The 21,021-nt window shown below is 38.9% G+C and carries 19 protein-coding genes; 8 read left to right on the top strand and 11 right to left on the bottom strand.

The window, feature by feature from the left end:
* The first annotated feature begins 184 nt into the window (after positions 1–184).
* Entirely contained in the window at positions 185–1,117 is a 933-nt protein-coding gene (locus tag AC5YDM_RS00520) for a family 2A encapsulin nanocompartment shell protein (RefSeq protein ID WP_496150174.1), read from the top strand.
* A complete protein-coding gene (locus AC5YDM_RS00515) occupies positions 1,092–3,167 on the top strand; it encodes a family 2A encapsulin nanocompartment cargo protein cysteine desulfurase (RefSeq protein ID WP_496150173.1) in 2,076 nt (691 codons plus the stop codon). The genes AC5YDM_RS00520 and AC5YDM_RS00515 overlap by 26 nt, the downstream gene beginning before the upstream one ends.
* 342 nt (positions 3,168–3,509) lie before the next feature.
* On the opposite strand, the gene AC5YDM_RS00510 is transcribed toward AC5YDM_RS00515, so the two are convergent.
* Entirely contained in the window at positions 3,510–3,932 is a 423-nt protein-coding gene (locus AC5YDM_RS00510) for an OsmC family protein (protein ID WP_496150172.1), read from the bottom strand.
* A gap of 148 nt (positions 3,933–4,080) precedes the next feature.
* Between AC5YDM_RS00510 and crp the strand changes: the two genes are divergently transcribed.
* Positions 4,081–4,794 (top strand): cAMP-activated global transcriptional regulator CRP, encoded by a 714-nt coding sequence (gene crp, locus AC5YDM_RS00505; protein WP_496150171.1) that lies wholly within the window; start codon positions 4,081–4,083, stop codon positions 4,792–4,794.
* 212 nt (positions 4,795–5,006) lie between these two features.
* Positions 5,007–6,056 (top strand): NADP(H)-dependent aldo-keto reductase, encoded by a 1,050-nt coding sequence (locus AC5YDM_RS00500; protein WP_496150170.1) that lies wholly within the window; start codon positions 5,007–5,009, stop codon positions 6,054–6,056.
* 91 nt (positions 6,057–6,147) lie between these two features.
* Here the strand turns inward: AC5YDM_RS00500 and AC5YDM_RS00495 are convergent, their stop codons facing one another.
* The 7 genes from AC5YDM_RS00495 to AC5YDM_RS00465 form a co-directional block, all read right to left on the bottom strand.
* Complete coding sequence (locus tag AC5YDM_RS00495) at positions 6,148–6,924, bottom strand: M48 family metallopeptidase (protein ID WP_496150169.1); 777 nt, start codon at positions 6,922–6,924, stop codon at positions 6,148–6,150.
* A 104-nt stretch (positions 6,925–7,028) separates the two neighbouring features.
* Entirely contained in the window at positions 7,029–7,334 is a 306-nt protein-coding gene (locus tag AC5YDM_RS00490; RefSeq protein ID WP_496150168.1) for a hypothetical protein, read from the bottom strand.
* A 129-nt stretch (positions 7,335–7,463) separates the two neighbouring features.
* Positions 7,464–8,255 carry a M48 family metallopeptidase gene (locus tag AC5YDM_RS00485; protein ID WP_496150166.1) on the bottom strand — a complete coding sequence of 264 codons (792 nt, stop codon included), beginning with the start codon at positions 8,253–8,255 and terminating at the stop codon, positions 7,464–7,466.
* Positions 8,256–8,436: 181 nt separating this feature from the next.
* Positions 8,437–9,756: an adenylosuccinate synthase gene (locus AC5YDM_RS00480; protein WP_496125655.1), complete on the bottom strand. Its 1,320-nt coding sequence runs from the start codon at positions 9,754–9,756 to the stop codon at positions 8,437–8,439.
* A 78-nt stretch (positions 9,757–9,834) separates the two neighbouring features.
* Positions 9,835–11,001 (bottom strand): ATP phosphoribosyltransferase regulatory subunit, encoded by a 1,167-nt coding sequence (locus tag AC5YDM_RS00475; RefSeq protein ID WP_496150165.1) that lies wholly within the window; start codon positions 10,999–11,001, stop codon positions 9,835–9,837.
* A gap of 433 nt (positions 11,002–11,434) precedes the next feature.
* Positions 11,435–11,737, bottom strand: coding sequence for a hypothetical protein (locus tag AC5YDM_RS00470; protein ID WP_496150164.1), 303 nt, complete (start codon positions 11,735–11,737; stop codon positions 11,435–11,437).
* 203 nt (positions 11,738–11,940) lie between these two features.
* Positions 11,941–12,966 carry a type I glyceraldehyde-3-phosphate dehydrogenase gene (locus AC5YDM_RS00465; protein ID WP_496150163.1) on the bottom strand — a complete coding sequence of 342 codons (1,026 nt, stop codon included), beginning with the start codon at positions 12,964–12,966 and terminating at the stop codon, positions 11,941–11,943.
* A gap of 450 nt (positions 12,967–13,416) precedes the next feature.
* On the opposite strand from AC5YDM_RS00465, the gene alaS reads away from it, so the two are divergent.
* From alaS to csrA, 3 genes are all read left to right on the top strand, one after another.
* On the top strand, positions 13,417–16,110 hold the full coding sequence (gene alaS, locus AC5YDM_RS00460) for an alanine--tRNA ligase (RefSeq protein ID WP_496150162.1): 2,694 nt from the start codon (positions 13,417–13,419) through the stop codon (positions 16,108–16,110).
* A 65-nt stretch (positions 16,111–16,175) separates the two neighbouring features.
* Positions 16,176–17,456: an aspartate kinase gene (locus AC5YDM_RS00455; protein WP_496150161.1), complete on the top strand. Its 1,281-nt coding sequence runs from the start codon at positions 16,176–16,178 to the stop codon at positions 17,454–17,456.
* A gap of 257 nt (positions 17,457–17,713) precedes the next feature.
* The gene (gene csrA, locus AC5YDM_RS00450; RefSeq protein ID WP_496150160.1) at positions 17,714–17,986 is read left to right on the top strand and encodes a carbon storage regulator CsrA; all 273 of its coding nucleotides are present in this window, start codon (positions 17,714–17,716) and stop codon (positions 17,984–17,986) included.
* Positions 17,987–18,062: 76 nt separating this feature from the next.
* On the opposite strand, the gene rnhB is transcribed toward csrA, so the two are convergent.
* Together rnhB and AC5YDM_RS00440 are read right to left on the bottom strand one after the other, a co-directional pair.
* Complete coding sequence (gene rnhB / locus AC5YDM_RS00445) at positions 18,063–18,635, bottom strand: ribonuclease HII (RefSeq protein ID WP_496150159.1); 573 nt, start codon at positions 18,633–18,635, stop codon at positions 18,063–18,065.
* 60 nt (positions 18,636–18,695) lie between these two features.
* Positions 18,696–19,076, bottom strand: a complete 381-nt coding sequence (locus AC5YDM_RS00440) for a hypothetical protein (protein WP_496150158.1) — start codon at positions 19,074–19,076, stop codon at positions 18,696–18,698.
* A gap of 228 nt (positions 19,077–19,304) precedes the next feature.
* Between AC5YDM_RS00440 and AC5YDM_RS00435 the strand changes: the two genes are divergently transcribed.
* Entirely contained in the window at positions 19,305–19,862 is a 558-nt protein-coding gene (locus AC5YDM_RS00435) for a cytochrome b (protein ID WP_496150157.1), read from the top strand.
* Between the two features lie 56 nt (positions 19,863–19,918).
* On the opposite strand, the gene AC5YDM_RS00430 is transcribed toward AC5YDM_RS00435, so the two are convergent.
* A complete protein-coding gene (locus AC5YDM_RS00430) occupies positions 19,919–20,998 on the bottom strand; it encodes an HlyD family secretion protein (RefSeq protein WP_496150156.1) in 1,080 nt (359 codons plus the stop codon).
* Positions 20,999–21,021: the final 23 nt, after the last annotated feature.

Below are 21,021 nucleotides of genomic sequence, written 5' to 3'. Positions count from 1 at the left end.
CGATACAAAAATAATCACGCTTAAAGCAATCTAAGCTGAAATGAAGCTCGTCTAAAACAAGAACCAATCTAATCATCACACTGCAATTTTTGAGTTGAATCAATTCAAGGAGAGGATCTTTACGTCTATACGTTTTTAAAAGTTTTAAATTTTCAATTTTTCTAAAAATAAATAAAGGATTCACATGGCTAAACATCAAGAAATTGCACGCCAAGCTCTGAGCGATCAAGCAGCACGCCAACTGGCAAATGCAACAAAAACTGTTCCACAACTTTCGACGATTACACCACGTTGGCTAACGCATTTATTACAATGGACACCTGTTGAAGCAGGTATTTATCGCGTCAATAAAGTCAGCAATACGGACGATATTCAAGTTGCTTGCACACAACGTGATGAGGCTACACTCCCTCAGACTTTTGTTGATTATGAAGTGAATCCACGTGAATATTTCCTGAACGGTGTTTCTACTGTTCTAGACATCCATACTCGCGTTTCAGATTTATATAGTAGCCCACATGATCAAATCAAAGAACAACTGCGTCTGACGATTGAAACCATCAAAGAACGTCAAGAAAGTGAATTGATTAACAACCCTGAATATGGCTTGTTGGCAAGCGTTGCAGATGAACAACGTATTTCTACCCTGACAGGTGCACCTACGCCAGATGACTTCGACGATCTACTCAGAAAAGTTTGGAAAGAGCCTGGTTTCTTTTTAGCGCATCCAGATGCAATTGCAGCATTTGGTCGTGAATGTACCCGTCGTGGCGTTCCACCTCCGACTGTAAGCTTATTCGGATCTCAATTTATCACTTGGCGTGGTATTCCCCTTATTCCCTCTAATAAGATCCCTGTGGAAGGTGGTAAAACCAAAATCATCTTGTTACGTGTCGGTGAGAAGCGTCAAGGTGTAGTTGGATTATTCCAACCAGGCTTAGCAGGTGAACAAGCACCTGGATTATCCGTACGCTTTATGGGAATCAATCATAATGCCATTGCTTCATATTTGATTTCGCTCTATTGCTCATTGGCTGTACTTACAGATGATGCTTTAGCCGTTTTAGAAGATGTAGAGGTAGATAAGTATCATGACTATCCAACAAGTTATAAATAATTCCCCTTTATGTTCTACGCCTAATCTTGATGTGAATATCCTTCCGTCAGCTATAGGATTAAACGAAGAGACACTTACACGATTGGCTGCAGAGTTTTTCTCTGCACTGCCAAACCAAAGTAGCGCATCCAATTTAGGACAACAGCATCATGGGCTAAATTTAGATTTGCCCAATGCAAATATTACTCATGCTCCTCAACCCAAAGATCCATTTCTAGCGTTGGGCGGTAGAGTGCCAAGTATTGTTCAACAACAGCATTTAAACCCACAGTTTAACCAACAATATATCAATCCAACAGCTGACCACCCAGAGAGACGGATTGCATCATCTGCACCTGTAATTGGAGGTGCACATACACCTGATCCAACCTCAATTGGTTCATTTACACCAACCCCGCCGATCAATAGCTTACCCAATGCATATCCTCATTCGGATATTGAAAAAAATCCGTTTGATTCAATTCGCTTCCCATTTATTAGCCCATTAGGTGGTGTTAGTCCATTAGCTGCTGTTAGTCCATTAAATACAGAGACATCACCTTTTTATTTTTTGAATGAGCAATCTTCACAAGCCACATCAACAACAATTCAACCGATTAATCAACAACAAGCTCCTGTGAAGAATGCTTTTGCTTTTGATCATTTACATGTCAATGAAGATCAACGTATCCGCTCTGCACTATTGGATAAAAATAATAAGCCCGATTCCCCTGCATCAGGCTTCTATTTCTTAAATGATCCCTATGTAGATAGTGGTTATAGCACTCAAAAAAAAGAAGCAGCTCAATTTCCTTCAAGTTTACAGACGTATCAACCGATTGATATTCATCGTATACGCCAAGATTTTCCTATTCTTCAAGAGCGTATCAATGGAAAACCTTTAGTTTGGTTTGATAATGCAGCAACAACCCACAAGCCACTCGCAGTGATTGAACGTATTTGTCATTTTTATAAACATGAAAATTCAAATATTCACCGCGCGGCACATGAATTAGCAGCAAGAGCAAGCGATGCTTATGAACATGCTCGTAATGTTGTTGCGCGCTTTATCGGTGCTCCGAAGGCTGAAAATATTCTCTTTGTCCGTGGCACGACTGAAGGGATTAATTTAATTGCAAAATCTTGGGGTAAGCAAAATATTCAAGCTGGCGATGAAATCATTGTTTCCCATTTGGAGCACCATGCCAACATTGTCCCTTGGTTTCAATTGAGCCAAGAAACAGGAGCAAAATTACGTGTGATTCCTGTAGATGATACAGGTCAAATTAAAATAGATGAATTCATTAAACTTCTGAATCCAAAAACCAAATTGGTTTCCATCACTCAAGTGTCAAATGCCTTAGGGACAGTTACACCCACTGAAGAAATCATTGCCTTGTCACACGCTGCTGGTGTTCGTGTCCTGATTGATGGTGCGCAATCCGTTTCGCATATGCCAACAAATGTGACTGCATTAAATGCAGACTTCTTTGTCTTTTCTGGACATAAAGTCTTTGGACCTACAGGCATTGGTGCAGTCTATGCAAAGTCAGAATTACTTGAATCGATGCCTGTTTGGGAAGGTGGTGGCAATATGATTCAAGATGTTACTTTTGAACAGATTATCTACCAACCCGCTCCTAATAAGTTTGAAGCAGGCACAGGCAACATTGCAGATGCAGTTGGACTCGGTGCAGCTCTAGAATATGTGGAAAGTATTGGTATTCACAATATTGCACGCTATGAACATGACTTACTTGAATATGGTCAGAATGCCTTGAGTGGTGTTTCTGGGCTACGTTTAATTGGTACTGCCAAAAACAAAGCTAGCGTCATGTCTTTTGTTCTTGAAGGATATGAAACTGAAGAGGTGGGTAAAGTTCTCAATCAATACGGAATTGCAGTGCGAACTGGGCATCATTGTGCCCAGCCTATTTTGCGTCGTTTCGGCGTAGAACGTACCGTTCGCCCTTCTCTCGCTTTTTATAACACTACTGAAGAAATTGATTTACTGGTCTCTGTACTTCACCAACTTAGACGAGCGAAGCCACTCAAAGCATCTCGCCATTAAAAAACCATAATCGCGTATAAAATTGGCGATAGATGAACCTTAATTTTTAGGTCTTAAAATCAAGATAACTGCCTTCAATATATGTAGGCAGTTATGCTTTTAGTGATTTCAATTTTATTCAATGCTCAATAATTAAAATGTAATACATATCTACAAGTATTGTTGATGCACATCATTTCTATATCACCACTTATTCAAAATCATTCAGAAAATATTTGCTTAAGTTGAGGGTTAAGTCATTCGCACTATTTTAAATAACATAAAAGCGAATGATTCACCCAAATAAACCCCAATAAAAAAGGCAACTGAAGTTGCCTTTTATTTCAATCATTTATTTAATTTTCATTCAGCTTCAATAATTTCGAAGTCATGCGTAATGATCACACCACCATCAGAAAGCATTTTACTTGCAGAGCAATATTTCTCAGCAGATAACTCAACTGCTTTTGCGACTTGCTTTTCTTTTACTGCTTTACCTGTGACGACGAAGTGCAAATGAATCTTCGTAAAAACGGCTGGAATTGTGTCAGCACGATCAGCTTTTAGCTCACAAACAACACCGGTCACATCTTGACGTGATTTCTTTAAAATAGTCACAATATCAAATGAAGCACACCCACCAAGTCCCATTAATATCAATTCCATAGGACGTGGACCACGGTTTTCACCACCGTAAGCTTCAGCACCATCCATGACAATTTGGTGACCACTCTCAGATTTTGCTTCAAAAGCAACATTCTCTAACCAATGTACGCTAGTATGCATTGCAACTACCTAAAAAAAGCTATAAATTTACCTAGTACTGTACACTAGCATAATTTGAGTTGATAAGGAATTTCATCTCTTTGCTTAATGTGGGAAGTTCAACTCAGATCTTAGATCTAGTAATTATCAAATTCGGAATTTAAAAAGCATGACTTCTAATTTTTCACAACTTAGTACAGATGCTTTGTCACCAGGTCAACTTCCTGAATCTGTCAAAGCTTTACTCAAGCGCGCGCATATCAATCGCTTTCCTAAGCGTACTGCGATTATCGATGCGGGCTCTGAGTCAAAATCTCTGTATCTAATTTTAAAAGGGTCGGTTTCAATTATTTTACGTGAAGATGATGATCGTGAAATTGTTGTTGCATATTTGAACCCAGGGGACTTTTTCGGGGAAATGGGCTTGTTTGAAACAAACCCACAGCGTACAGCGGAAGTTCGCACTCGTGATGTTTGCGAGATTGCTGAAATTTCGTATGCAAATTTCCATGAAGTAAGTAAACAATATCCAGACTTGAGCTACGCTGTATTTGCACAGCTTGTTCGTCGTCTAAAAAATACAACTCGTAAAGTGACTGACCTTGCATTTATTGATGTTTCAGGTCGTATCGCACGTTGCTTAATCGACCTTTCTGGTCAACCAGAAGCGATGATCCTACCTAATGGTCGTCAAATCCGTATTACGCGTCAAGAAATTGGTCGTATCGTGGGTTGTTCACGTGAAATGGTTGGTCGTGTTCTTAAAACGCTTGAAGAACAAGGCATGATTGAAACTGATGGTAAAGCCATTTTGATCTTTGATGCATCTTTAGAAGCTGTGAATGCAGCTGAAGAAGACTTCGATGATGCTGATGACGAATAATCATTAAAAATCGTTTTCATAAAAGCAAATCTTCGGATTTGCTTTTTTATTTGCCAAAATTAATATCATTTTGTTTTGATTTTTTATTCACATTGTTTTTCACTATTTGAATTAAGCAAACCTTATAACTCAGTTAAAGTACCTACACTCAAACACAGCCTTATCATTTTAAAATTTTTGATAAATTAACCGCGATATTTAGGATTAATATTATGCAATTTAAGCCACTTGGACAGACTGGAATATTAGTCCCTGAAATTTGCTTGGGTACCATGACCTTTGGTGAGCAAAATACACAACATGAGGCATTTCAACAACTCGACTATGCTTTAGACCGTGGTTTAAACTTTTGGGATACCGCAGAAATGTATCCCGTTCCACCTAAACCTGAAACCCAAGGTGCGACAGAACAAATTATTGGCAATTGGATTGCTGAACGTGGTGGACGCGATAGACTATTTATTGCTTCAAAAATTGCAGGTCCTTCCCAAGGTGGTAGCCACATCCGTGATGGAAATACGCGATTCAATAAATCGGATATTGAAAGTGCGTTGGATGGTAATTTAAAACGCTTACAAACAGATTATATTGATTTGTATCAGTTACATTGGCCGCAACGTCCTACCAACTTTTTTGGCAAACTTGGCTATGGTAATCAAGAATCAACTCTGACCACAGATATCACGCCACTTGAAGAAACACTTTCTGCTTTAAAAGATGAAATTGATAAAGGGCGTATTCGTTCTATTGGTCTATCGAATGAAACCCCTTGGGGAACTATGAAGTTCCTGCAACTGGCTGAAAAGTTAGGCATGGATAAATTTGTGAGCGTTCAAAATCCATATAATTTATTAAACCGTACTTATGAAGTAGGCATGTCAGAAATTGCTCATTATGAAGGTGTTGGCTTACTTGCATATTCTCCTTTGGCATTTGGCTATTTAACTGGAAAATTTAGAAATGGTGCACGCCCATCCAATGCGCGTATTACACTGTATTCTCGTTTTAGCCGTTACAGTAACCCCGAAAGCTTATGGGCTACAGAACAGTACGCACAGCTTGCAGAACAGCATGGTTTAACACTCACTCAACTTGCACTCGCGTTCATCAAACAACAGTTCTTTGTCACAAGTACCATTATTGGGGCAACCAATTTAGAGCAACTTAAAGAAAATATTGATGCGTTTGATAGCACACTCTCAGATGAAATTTTACAAGGTGTAGAAGCTATCCATAAGCAACAACCTAATCCAGCGCCATAAGCATATATCTCCTTCCCCCAGTGAAAAACACTAAATAAAGGAATAAAAATAAAAAAGGATGCCTGAGCATCCTTTTTTATTTGATCGAAAATTAACGCTGTCTGTAAACAGCTTGAGCTGCAGGTAAATTTTTGCGCATTGCTTCGATACGTTGTGAATTTGATGGATGCGTAGATAAGAATGCAGACTTACCACCACCAGATTCAGCATTCATTTTTTGCCAAAGTGTAATCGCAGCTTGTGGATCATAACCACCTTTCGCCATCAGCATTAAACCACCTTGGTCAGCTTGGCTTTCTAAGCTACGTGAATATGGCAAACCAATACCAATTTGGCTGCCCAATTGAGCTGCTGCTGTGCCTAACTGGCCAACGTTACTACCCGCTGCACTTAAACCAATATTCAAAGCAAGATTGGTTAAAGCATTTGCACCGATTTTTTGTTTTGCATGTTCTTCAAGTGCATGCACCATTTCATGGCCCATAATGGCAGCGATTTCAGCATCTGTTAGTTTAAGCTTATTCACGATGCCTGTATAAAATACAACTTTACCACCTGGTGCTACATAAGCATTTACTGTGTCTGCTTTCAATACAGCAAGCTGCCAATCAAAACGTGTACCAGTCTGATTCATTTGATCAGCATATGGCTTAAGGCGATTAAAAACTGCATTAATACGCTTATATGTTGAAGATGAAGTATCTAATGCACCTTTTGTACGCGCTTCCGCAACCGTTTTATTAAAACCTTCTGTCGCTACAACATTTAAAGAAGCTGTATCGGCACCAGACATATCGGCTACAGTTGCACAACCACTGAATGTTAAAACACTAGCTGCACAAAATGTAAGTAATACCTTATTTTTCATTATTTTACTCCAACCATCATAGCTAAAATCTATTTTCTTGGATTATATTGCATTGATTTGGGAGTTGAAATCTGTAATTTAATTATTTCATATGAGTTATGTAATTAGCTAAATTGCATGATTAGCCAATACACCAAACATAAAACATTTAATGCCAAATAAAAATTTGCCACTGGTTGTATCTTATTTTCAATCTCAGCACTTTTACGTTTAATAATTAAATACGTATTTTGAATCAAAATGATAGGTACTAAAATACACGCAATAATCACCGATAGACCGATCAAAGCTTGGAATGCCACTTCAGGTTGTACGGTTTGGGCATTAATAATGATCATCGCAATGGTCGGTGCTCCTCCCATAGCAAATAATAGTGAATAAAATATGGTATTCGCGATATTCTTTTGCATCCAAGCACTACTTTTTTAAATTTATATAATCCTCTGTTTTAAATGAAATCATCACCCTAATGCAAGATCAACTTTAGTCGCTAAAAAAAGAGCGCCTAAAGGCACTCTTTAATACTGAACTTACTCAAATTACTTCTTTTTTGCAGCCGCATAAATTTGCTTTGCTTCTACCATATTTTTATTTAAATCTTTAATACGGTCATTATTTGATGGATGCGTAGACGTAAATTTCTGTGCACCATTGCCTTCACCACCTGTTACTTTGTTCATTTTTTCCCAAACTGTAACAGCTGCTTCAGGGTTGTATCCTGCTTTAGCCATTAAGATCAGACCACCGCGATCCGCTTTAGACTCTAAATTACGAGAATACGGCAAACCTACGCCATACTTACTACCAATATCAATCGCTTGAGAGCCCATTGAACCAAGCTTATCTCCAGCATAGCTTTTGCCCAATTTAACTGCCATATCTGTAATCGCAGTTGCACCAGCACCACGCTTCGCATGTTCTTCAAGTGCATGCGTCATTTCATGACCCATGATTGCTGCAATTTCAGCATCAGTCAGTTTCAATTCATTTACAATACCGGTGAAAAATACAACCTTTCCACCTGGCATAACGAAAGCATTTAATTCATTTGATTTAAGAACACTAAGTTTCCAGTCAAATGTATGACCTGTCGCATTTGCTTGATCTGCAAAAGGTTTCATTTTTAGAAAAACTGAATTTACACGTTTATATGTTGAAGAAGTTGTATCTAATGCTTTTTGAGCTTTTGCGTCATTCACGATCAGTTGATAATCTTGTTCAGCATTTAAACTTAATGTCGCTGTATCATTCCCTGTGAGTTCCGCAACAGTTGTACAACCTGACAAGCCAACCACTAAACCCAAACCCAATAAGCTTTTTTTGTTAAACATTATTCTTTACCTAAAAATTTAAATTATTGTTTATTTCTTAAATTGAAAAATCATTATTTTCAGTTTGTAAACTATATGTTATTTTTTGTAAAAAATGAAACAATTATCACATTTTTCAATTTTAAGTTATAAAAAAAGCCCTCTTAAGGGCTTTTTTTATGATTCATTTAATACTTAAAAATTAAGCATCAAATGGATGACGTAAAACGATTGTTTCATCACGATCTGGACCAGTTGATACGATATCAATTGGGCATTCGATCAATTGTTCAATACGTTTCACATAGTTAATTGCCGCTTGTGGCAATTGATCCATAGATTTAGCACCGAAAGTCGATTCAGACCAACCTGGCATCGTTTCGTAGATCGGCTTTAAAGTTTCAAATGCAAGCGCATCAGAAGAACCTACACAACCCGAATCAGCAGCTTCATAACCTACACAGATTTTCACTTCTTCTAAACCATCAAGAACGTCAAGTTTAGTTAAGCAAATACCTGAAAGTGAATTCACTTCTACAGAACGACGTAGAATTTCAGCATCGAACCAACCACAACGGCGTTGACGACCAGTAGACGCACCAAATTCATTACCGATTGTACCTAAGTGTTTACCAATCGCGTCACCAACATCATTAGCAGCATCGTAAACAAGTTCAGTTGGGAATGGACCTGCACCAACACGTGTGGTGTAGGCTTTGGTAATACCCAATACATAGTCAAGGTGCAAAGGACCTAAACCTGAACCTGAGCTTACGCCACCAGCAGTTGTGTTTGAAGATGTTACATACGGATATGTACCATGGTCAACATCAAGGAGTGAACCTTGTGCGCCTTCAAACATGATTTTTTCGCCAGCTTTGCGGTATTTATGCAATTCGCCAGTCACATCAATCACCAGTGGAGCAACCACTTCACGCCATTGGTCACAAAGCGCCAATACATCTTCTAATTTCACCGCTTCTACGCCGTAGAATTGAGTCAATTGGAAGTTATGGTATTCAAGAAGTTCAGTTAACTGAGCTTTCAAATGTTCGCCACCACGTACCAAATCAGCAACACGAATTGCACGACGTGCAACTTTGTCTTCATACGCTGGGCCAATACCACGACCCGTTGTACCAATTTTCGCATTACCACGTTTGATTTCACGCGCTTGGTCAAGTGCGATGTGGTTTGGAAGAATGAGTGGACAGTTTGGCGAGATACGTAGACGTTCTTTTACAGGTACGCCTTCTTTTTCAAGAATATCCATCTCTTTGATGAGTGCTTCAGGTGAAAGAACCACACCATTACCAATCAAGCACAATACGTTTTCACGTAAAATACCAGATGGAATGAGGTGTAATACAGTTTTCTTACCACCAACGACAAGTGTATGGCCTGCGTTGTGTCCACCTTGATAGCGTACTACCGCAGCCGCTTGATCTGTGAGCAGGTCGACGATTTTACCTTTACCTTCGTCACCCCATTGGGTACCCAGTACCACAACATTCTTGCCCATAATAGCCTCATTGCATCATGCTGTTAAAATTAGAAAACCTTTCGATAATATGGTTAAAACTAGATCATCGAAAAGAGATTAAATTTGTTTTACTGTCCATTCACCCGATGCATTCACCAACTGATGCGTTGCATTTGGAACAGAGTTAATCGTGTCATTGCCAAGCAGTTGAATCACACTGAAACCCAGTTCGCGTGTCTGTTCAATGGCTTGTAATAAATCGTGTTGTGTACCTTTTGGTGCCACCACAACAGTTACTGCTTCAAATCGACCTGAGCTTAATGCATATAAGTCACATGAAAAACCTGTTGCTGGACGCGCACGCCCAAAGTGTTCACCAATACCATCATAACGACCACCTTGCGCTAAAGGTGCCGCACGATTTGGTGCATAAACCGCATACATCAAACCTGTATGGTAGTGATATGAACGGAGTTCTACGATATCAATACCAATGTGTAGGTTTGGCCAACGCGCTTGAATTTCAGTTTGTGTCGTTTTTACTGCATCAAATGCTAATTTAAAAGCTTCATCTGCCAAAACAACTGCACTTAGATTGCTTTGTAAAGCCTCTAAATCACTCGCAAAGCGACCTAATGTATAAAAATCAGAACCAAAACTTAAATCTTGAGTAAATTCTGCAAGCTCTGGCAATGCTTTACGTTGATACAAATCTGACAATTGACTTTCAGTTGCTTTATTTAAGCCAGCCAATTTAACCAAACTACGGAACAAGCCCACATGACCTAAGTCAAGGTGGATACCCTCATCGTAGTCAGCTGTTTTTAATAAGTTGAGCATAACATCGATCATTTCGACATCAGCATCAATACTGTCTGAACCAAATAGTTCTGCGCCCAACTGAAGTGGTGCACGAGTGGTATTAAAACCTTGAGGTTTAGTATGTAAAACTGTTCCTGCGTAGCAGTAACGAGCCACACCTTCTACTGGATGTACATGCGCATCAATACGAGCCACTTGTGGTGTCATATCGGCACGCACACCAAGTAAACGACCTGATAATTGATCGATAACTTTAAAAGTGGCTAAGTCTAAATCTTGATTCGATTCTGAAAGAGAAGATAGAGATTCGATGTATTCGATAAATGGCGTATACACCAATTGATAACCTCGAGATGCAAGGAAATCTAAGGCTTCACGGCGCATAGTTTCGATAACTTGCGCTTGCTCTGGTAATACATCAGCTACACCATCAGGTAATAACCATGTCTCTGAAATGGGCATGTTGTAAACCTAAATCCTGTCAGTGCGGAACGAATCCGCATAAAAAAATCGGGAACACACCCGATTTCTCCTAGTCTACCACGATAGTTTTAGCTGTGCATTAGACTTTTTTATAAAAAATTAGCAAATTTTAGAGGATCAATAAAAAACTTACTTTGCATGATTAAGACTTAAGATTATCAAACTTTAGTTTAGACTTAAAATGAGTGATTACATCAGCCTATTTTTACCATTTGGTCAATAGATTAAATTAAGTTATTCACTTTTAGCTCGGTTTTAATGCCTTATGCTAAAAATAAAGGTGTGCAATATCTCGCCGTGTTCTTGTCTACGAATGAACTTACCAATGAGCTAAAACGGCATCTTACAATACTAAAAATATAGAGACCTTAAGCCACTCCTCAGCGTATCACCAAGGAAACAATATCAATTCTTAAGATTTCGGATTTACGACTTTCGCCAGCAATGAAACCAATTCTACATTCTGAGTTTCAACTTGCTTTAATTTCTGTGCATTGATATCCAGCACTTCTTGCTGAACATTCATTTTTCTCGCCAAATCTTGCATAATTTCCAAAGTTTTCTGCAAATTAAGCTCTAAAGACTCAACTTTATTTTCCAATTGCTGAATGACTAACGCATCGACATTTTGATGTCGCTGTTTTTTCATAAACATCCAAAACATAATTGCGACCGCAACGACCAATACAATCACCACCAACCAAATAATAATCATCTTATTCCCCCATAATGTTATAGTCTATTAAACTAGAATTTTAAGTACCGAACTCAAATTCACAGCTCACTTTAAAATACTGATTAATTTAAAATCATTGATTAATTTAAAATAGTTGATTAATTTTCAAAATTTTTTAGATTTTAAATTTTGAGTACAACAACATTTTTTCAACATTAGGCTTTATATTTTTTATAAAGCGTTTATGCCTGAAAAGACTCACACAAATCCAATAATCGATTTGCATATCCCCACTCATTGTCATACCAAGCAAATACTTTAGCTTGATGTCCAACCACCATGGTCTGACTCAAATCCACGATTAAAGAGTATGGAGAGTGATTAAAGTCACTCGATACCAAAGGCTCATTGGTCACATCCATAATGCATGAATAATCCGTGCGTGCTGCAACACTTAAGACTTCATTTAGAATATGCGATGTAATTGGTGATTGCGAAATAAAGGTCAAATCAATCGCGGCAACATTAATGGTTGGCACACGAATCGAATAGCCATCGATGCGCCCCTCCATTTTCGGCATGACATTTTTAAGCGCCCCAAGTGCAGAAGATGTTGTTGGAATAATATTTTGACCTGATGCTCGAGCGCGACGTAAATCACGATGTGCGTGATCCAATACCGACTGATCTGCAGTCACGGCATGAATTTCAGTCATCAAGGCTGTATCTATACCAAATGCATCATCAATGATTTTAACCAAAGGCACCAAAGCCTGTGTGGTACAAGACACACTCGAGATAATTTGATCTGTTGCTTTTACGTCACGATGATTCACACCATAAACAATCGCAGCATCAACACTATCAAATGGTGCAGCACCAATGATCACCCGCTTTGCACCCGCTTGTAGATGCTTGCTGGCAGCCTCACGTGATCGAAACAATCCTGTACATTCCAATACCACATCAACGGCTAAACTTTGCCAAGGCAGCTGTTCAGGATTTGCTTGACTATGGACTTGAACTTTCAACTCAGATTCGCCACATTTGATATTCAAGTAAGCCTGAACACCTTCATAGCTCAGTTCTACTTCACCTTGAAAACGACCATGCGTCGTATCATATTTAAATAAATGAATCAGGGTATCTACATCTGCGACATCATTAATTGCGACGATCTTAAAATCAAAATGCTTTGGATTTTCAAACCAAGCACGTAATACATTACGTCCAATTCGACCAAATCCATTAATCGCCACTTGTTGCATTAGAAACCCTTATTCGATGAATTGAAAAGTAAGACTCCCCTATATTAATAGATTTCAAGCAAATACAGATATAAATTCTAGCTTTATCTTTAGTCAGTAAAAATGATGAATCATTTGATATTTAATGATGTAAATAAAAGTCGCTCATTTAACTTTAATCCATCAAGAAACCCTATACAAATTAGATCAAATACTGTTGAAACTCCCCCCTCACATGCTTTTTAAAATATAACAACAGCTTAGATAAAATCTTAAAAGTAGATTTATACTTAACTTTGAAATAGGTTGAATGCAAATTGTCATCAAAAGACTTTAAAATCGTTGGTGCATCATACATTTTCCGTTATAATTTGGCGTTTTTTAAAAATAAGCCTGTGTTGCTGCAAAGAAACTTAATTCTTATTAGACAGTGACACTTTTGCAAATCAGAAATTATGGAGTGACTTGGTTGTGAGTACTCGTTTTATGACATCAGCTGAAATTCGTGAAGCATTTTTGCGTTACTTTGAATCGCAAGGGCATACACGTGTCGCGTCGAGTTCACTCGTACCTGCCAATGACCCTACTTTATTGTTTACCAATGCCGGTATGAACCAGTTTAAAGACTGTTTTCTAGGTCTAGAAAAACGTGACTACGTACGTGCAGTGTCATCACAAAAATGTGTGCGCGCAGGCGGTAAACACAACGACTTAGACAACGTAGGCTATACAGCTCGTCACCATACTTTCTTTGAAATGTTGGGTAACTTCTCGTTTGGTGACTATTTCAAACGTGATGCAATCAAATTTGCTTGGGACTTTTTAACCAATGAGCAATGGTTAGGTCTTCCAAAAGACAAACTTTATGCCACTGTTTATCATACAGATGATGAAGCATTCGAAATCTGGAACAAAGAAATTGGTCTAGACGAATCTCGTATTATCCGTATTGGTGATAACAAAGGTGGTCAATACGCATCAGATAACTTCTGGGCAATGGGCGATACAGGTCCTTGTGGTCCATGTTCTGAAATTTTCTTTGACCATGGCGATCACATTTGGGGTGGCTTACCAGGTACTCCGGAAGAAGATGGCGACCGTTTCATCGAGATTTGGAACAACGTATTCATGCAGTTTAACCGTACTGCAGATGGCGTGCTCCACCCTCTTCCTGCACCATCTGTAGATACAGGTATGGGCTTAGAGCGTATTTCTGCTGTTTTACAACACGTAAACTCAAACTACGAAATCGATCTATTCCAACACGTACTTAAAGGTGCAGCTGAAGTCATTGGTTTAGATACTACTGCACTTGAAGCAGAAGCTGCTGAAAAAGGCACTCCGGTTCAATATCCTGCGTCCTTAAAAGTAGTTGCTGACCATACACGTTCATGCTCATTCTTAATCGCTGACGGTGTAAACCCTTCTAACGAAGGCCGTGGCTATGTACTACGTCGTATTATCCGTCGTGCAGTGCGTCATGGTAACAAGTTGGGTGCAACAGGTTCATTCTTCTACAAAACACTTCAACCACTGATCGAAGTGATGGGCGCTGCTTATCCTGAACTTGCTGCAAACCAAGCACGTATCGAAGCGCAACTTCTGAAAGAAGAAGAACAATTCGCGAAAACTTTAGAGCAAGGTTTGAAATTGCTAGAAGGCGAATTAGCTCAATTGAAAGGTTCTGTCATTCCAGGTGAAGTGGTATTCAAACTTTACGACACATACGGCTTCCCAACAGATTTAACTGCTGACATCGCACGTGAGCGTGATTTAACGATTGATGAAGCTGGCTTTGAAGTAGAAATGGCTGCACAGCGTCAACGTGCGCGTGATGCAGGCAAATTCGCAATCGACTACAACTCAGTTGTAAAAGTTGAAGGTGAAACTCAGTTTGATGGTTACGACGCAACTGCTGGTCAAGGTCAAATTGTAGCAATCTATAAAGATGGCGAGCAAGTTGACGAAGTGGTTGAGGGCGATGAAGCATTAATCGTACTAAACCAAACACCTTTCTATGCAGAAAGTGGTGGTCAGATCGGTGATACGGGTATCTTCAAAAACGATACAGGTATTTTCGAAGTTCAAGACACGAAAAAATCTGGCGGTGCATTTGTACATCAAGGTATCGTGACTATGGGTAACTTAAAAGTTACTCAAAATGTTGAAGCAACTGTAAAAGCAGACATCCGCGCGGCTACAGCACGTAACCACTCTGCAACTCACCTTTTACATGCTGCATTACGTCAAATCTTAGGTACTCACGTACAACAAAAAGGTTCATTGGTTGCATCAGATATTTTACGTTTTGACTTTGCCAATGACCAACCTGTGTCATTTGAACAACTTCAAGAAATTGAACGCTTAGTCAATGCAGAAGTAATTGCAAACACTGCTGTTTCAACTGAACTTTTAGATATCGAATCTGCGAAAGCAAAAGGTGCGATGATGCTGTTCGGCGAAAAATACGGTGACGAAGTACGTGTACTTTCAATGGGTTCTATTATTGAAGAGAAAAACTTCTCTATCGAACTTTGCGGTGGTATTCACGTTAAACGTACAGGCGACATCGGTCTATTCAAGATCACATCTGAAGGTGGTGTTGCAGCAGGTGTACGTCGTATTGAAGCGGTTACAGGTACGAAAGCAATCGAAGCTGCGCAAAAGTCTGATCGTGACATCAACACCATTAATGGTTTATTGAAAGCTCAAAAAGATCAAACTTTAGAAAAAGTTGAAGCTTTGGTAGACACAGCATCTAGCTTGTCTAAGCAAATCGATCAATTGAATCAAAAACTTGCAAGCCTGCAAGCAGCTGAACTTCTAGATCAAGTTGAAGAAATTGCAGGTCGCAAGACATTAATCACTACTGTTCAAAATATGGATGCGAAAACACTTCGCAACCTACATGACGGTGTGAAATCAAAATTAGAAAATGCAGTGATCGTTCTTGCAGGTGTCGAGGGTGACAAGGTTAGCTTGATCGCATCTGTAGCTAAAGATTTCACTGCTTCTATTAAAGCAGGTGACATCATCAAACACTTAGCAACTGAGCTTGGTGGTAAAGGTGGTGGTAAACCTGACTTGGCACAAGGTGGCGCGCCACTTAACGAGAAGTTTGCAACAGTGATGGCAGATTTAACTGCTTGGCTCGAAGCAAAATAATACTTCACCTTTTGTGTAACTGACCCTGATAGGTACATCAGGGTCATGGTTTATATGGAACAACTATGGCATTAATCGTTCAAAAATATGGCGGTACCTCTATGGGTACTCCCGAGCGCATTTTAAATGTTGCTCGTCGTGTAAAGCGTTGGCATGATCATGGTCACAAGGTGGTCGTGGTTGTATCTGCTATGAGTGGCGAAACCAATCGTCTACTTGCTTTAGCGAAAGCCATTACCGAAACCCCTGATCCTCGTGAATTAGACCAAATGGTGTCTACCGGTGAACAGGTTACGATTTCTATGTTAGCGATGGCGTTAAACTCTATTGGAGTTGAAGCAAAATCATTAACAGGTCGCCAAGTTGGCATGAAAACTGACAGCTCATTTAATAAAGCACGTATCGAATCAATCGATACTCAAGTATTAAATGAAAACCTAGATGCAGGTCGTGTTTTGGTTGTGGCTGGTTTCCAAGGTTTTGATGAGTTTGGCAATACCACGACGCTTGGTCGTGGTGGTTCTGATACTTCTGGTGTTGCAATTGCCGCAGCACTTAAAGCAGATGAATGCCAGATTTACACAGATGTTGATGGCGTATATACCACTGACCCACGTGTAGCACCTAAAGCGAAAAAAGTTGATCGTATTTCATTTGAAGAAATGCTAGAAATGGCATCACTTGGTTCAAAAGTCTTACAAATTCGCTCAGTAGAATTTGCAGGTAAATACCAAGTGCCTTTACGCGTATTATCAAGTTTTGATAATGACGATGATGGCGCATTCGACGAAGATTTTAAACAAAATGTCGGGACACTAATCACCACTGAAGCGGAAGACAACATGGAACAACCAATTATCTCAGGTATCGCGTTTAACCGTGACGAAGCAAAATTAACTATTCTTGGCGTTCCAGATGAGCCAGGTATTGCGTCTAAAATTTTGTGCCCTATCGGTGATGCAAACGTTGAAGTGGATATGATCATCCAAAACGTTGAAGAAGATGGTACAACTGATTTCACGTTTACTGTAAACCGTGGTGAACTTGCTAAAGCGAAATCAATCCTTGAAGCAACTGCTCAAGAAATTGGTGCTCGTGAAGTTGCAACACGTGATGATATTGTTAAAGTTTCAATCGTTGGTGTAGGCATGCGTTCTCATGCAGGTGTTGCGAGCAAAATGTTCACAGCATTGGCGAAAGAAGGTATCAATATTTTGATGATTTCTACATCTGAAATTAAAATTTCAGTGATCATTGATGAAAAATATTTAGAACTTGCTGTTCGTGCACTTCACACTGCTTTCGGTCTTGATCGTGAGTCTGGTGAATCGAGTGTTCGCGCATAATAGTTTATTAATAACATTTGTTCACTTATAACAATTCTTGTTATTAAGTTAAATAAATAATCTGAGCCACTATAGTTTTTCCTATGGTGGCTCTGTTATATTAAGCCTGCAGGATAATCGGAATATTTTAATGGTATTGTACAAAATGCATATTTCGTCACATTTTTCTGTTAAAATTTTCACATAATCCTGAGTTGTTGCTTTTCATTTTTTGAATAAAACTATCGCAGGTTTAGCGTTTAAGCAAGGAGATAAACATGCTGATTCTTACCCGTCGTGTCGGGGAAACTTTAATGATTGGGGATCAAGTCAGTGTTACTGTACTTGGTGTCAAAGGTAACCAAGTACGTATTGGTGTGAATGCTCCGAAAGAAGTATCTGTACACCGTGAAGAAATCTATCAACGTATTCAACATGAGCGTGCAATGCACGAGCATTTGCAACATATTGATCAAGATTATCAACAACCTTCTTTTGAGCAAACCTCTTTTGAAGATGAGAATTTCAAACAAAACGATTTTAATCGCTAAGATAAAAATGTTTTAAATTCATAAAGCGGCTAATTAGCCGCTTTAAATTTATCTATAATACTTAATGCAAATAAATCTAACCAACAAAACCTAAAGCCTTTTTTACAGGCCCATAACTTCTACGGTGCTCATCAATCACACCATGCTCTGCGATCGCTTCAAAATGTGCCTTGGTCGGATATCCCTTATGTTTCGCAAAACCATATTGTGGATACTTCAAGTCCAACTCCACCATTTCACGATCACGTGTCACTTTAGCCAATATACTGGCTGCAGAAATCTCTTCGTGTAAAGCATCCCCACCAATCACAGCTTCACATGCCATGACTAAGCCTTGTGGAACTTTATTACCATCTACTCGAACCAATTCAGGCTGAAGTTTTAAAGCTTCAACAGCTCTTCGCATTGCCAATAAAGAGGCTTGTAAAATATTGATTTCATCAATTTCTTGATGCGTTGCTTCAGCAATTGCCCAAGCCAATGCTTTTTCTTGAATTTCTATGAAAAGCTTTTCACGTTTCTTTTCCGTTAATTTTTTAGAGTCATTTAAACCCACAATAGGATTATTTGGATCTAATATCACCGCAGCAGCGACCACCGAACCCACCAAAGGTCCGCGCCCTGCTTCATCTGCACCAGCAATCAACATTCTTTATCATTTCCCAAAAAAAGAGGCTGAACAAGTCAGCCTGTTTTCATCCATTCAAGCTTAGTTCACGGCTTCCGCAACACAAGCATTGATTGTTTTCGTTACTGCATTTGAAATAATTGTAGCACGTGCAGCAGGATCAATTGCAGCAGTCGCCAAATCAACAGCTGTTACGCTTTGTGGCGCTTTTTCACTTACGCAACCACAAATTTCTGTTTGAATATTGGTTTTTTGCTCAGTAGTCATCAACTTTGTTGCTGTTTGCCAAGCAGGTAAATTATTCAATTCGGTGGTACATTTTGCATTAATACCAATTTTCAAAGCAGCAACACCCAATTGTTGAGTTGTTGTTCCCGCTGTTGAAGATGTTCCTGTCGTTCCTGTTGCACATGAAGATAAAACTAAAGCCAAAGGTGCAAGTGCTGCGATTAATTTTTTCACGTAAACATCCTGATGTTTATAAAAAATAATGGTGACATTCTGCCTAACTTGAATATATTTAGAAATATTTAAATTGTACATCCCGCTTATATGTTTAATTTGAGAACGAATGCTTGGTATTCCGTATATAAGCATTGTTCTATTTACTCAACACTATGTTCTAGAACTCAACTGTTTTCGACTCATGACTTCAATTAATATAATCACACCAAAAATTTGAATTGAATCATGAATAACTCAAAACAATATTACACACGTACTGCACAAATTATTCACTGGCTGATGGCTATTATCTTTATTCTTGCTTGGGTTGTTGGTTTTTATAGTGGTAATTTTTTAAGCTATGAAGTTGATGGTAGTTTTAAAGGTGATGTAATCACTTTCCATAAAAATATCGCAACCACTATTATTTTTCTTATTGTTGTCCGCATATTTTGGCGCTATACCCACCCCACTCCGCAACTGCCTGAAACCATGTCTCCGACCATGAAGAAATTGGCTCATGCAGGTCATTTAGCACTTTATTTTGTGCTTTTAGCTTTACCCATTACTGGCTGTCTATATAGCTGGAGTGTAGGTTATCCAGCACCTGTACTTTATTTATTTGATTTACCCGCATTGATTGGTGAAAATCCTGCGGTTACTGCGATCGTTAAACCATTACATATTTGGATTTCATGGGCGGCAGGTTTATTACTTGTAGGGCATATTTTAGCTGCACTGAAACATCACTTTATCGACAAAGACAATGTTCTAAATAGCATGACCAAACAACCTAAGGATTAAACCTTCAGCAGAATAGAAGGTGTAGCCATCAAATATGCTTACACCTATTATTCTGATCATTGACAGACTTTATTTTGCGTATTGGCTTTCAAATCAACAATGACTGACATGCCAATTGCCAATCGATCAATATCTTTTTGCTGAGGATTGAAAACAATTTTTACTGGGAATCGACGTACGATTTTAGTGAAATTCCCAGTCGCATTATCGGCAGGCAATAATGCAAGCTCCGAACCACTACTTTTTGAAATACTCTCTAATGTGCCACAAAAGTGTCCATCGGGAATCGCATCCACGGTAAATAAAACCTGATCACCTTTCTTTAATTTTGAAATTTGTGTTTCTTTTAAATTCGCCTCAATCCAGAGGTTAGCCGATGGTGCGATCACCATCAAACTTTTACCACTACTGACATATTCACCAACTCGCACTTTACGTGAAACAACCGTTCCATCATTTGGAGCAATTAACTTTGTTGCTCTTAAATCATTTTCAGTCTTTTTTAGTCCAGCATTAGCGGCATTCATTTCTGCCAACAAACCTGCACGCTGAGACTCAAGTACGCGTATATTTTGTTCCGACTCTAATATTTTGACTTGAGCCACTTCAGCATTTGCTTTTTGACTGACCTGATCTTCTTGCGCTTTCTCAAATTCTACTCGACTAATTCCGCCCATATCTACAAGTGCCTGCGTACGCTTCAGATAACTTGCTGCACGTTGCTGTGAAGCTTTCGCTGCTGAAATTTCCAATTTCGTAATTTGAATTTGAGCCTTTGCAAGTTTAATTTTTTCTTCTAACTCTTGTTTATTCGCTTGAATAGCTTCGATTTTTGCCTTAGCTTGCTCCACAGCTGAAATATAATCGGTTTGATCTATTTCTGCCAAAACATCCCCTGCTTTAACACTCTGGTTATCTGTTACCAATACCTCGGTTACATACCCGTTGATTTTAGTACTAATATAATTGAGATCACCTTTAACATAAGCATTGTCAGTGGTTTGAGTCAAACGATTATTACTCCAATATTCATAAATAAACATCACCAGTAATATCACTAACATCATGATTGAGAATGCAATAAGGACTCTTAACCACGGTCTGATAGCCTTTTTTTCTTGTATATTTTCACTCATATTTTTCTCATCATCTGACCATA

The organism is Acinetobacter sp. CY81 (genome assembly GCF_059515925.1).
The sequence above is the reverse complement of the archived record's forward strand: the minus strand, read 5'-3'. Positions and strand labels throughout refer to the sequence as shown.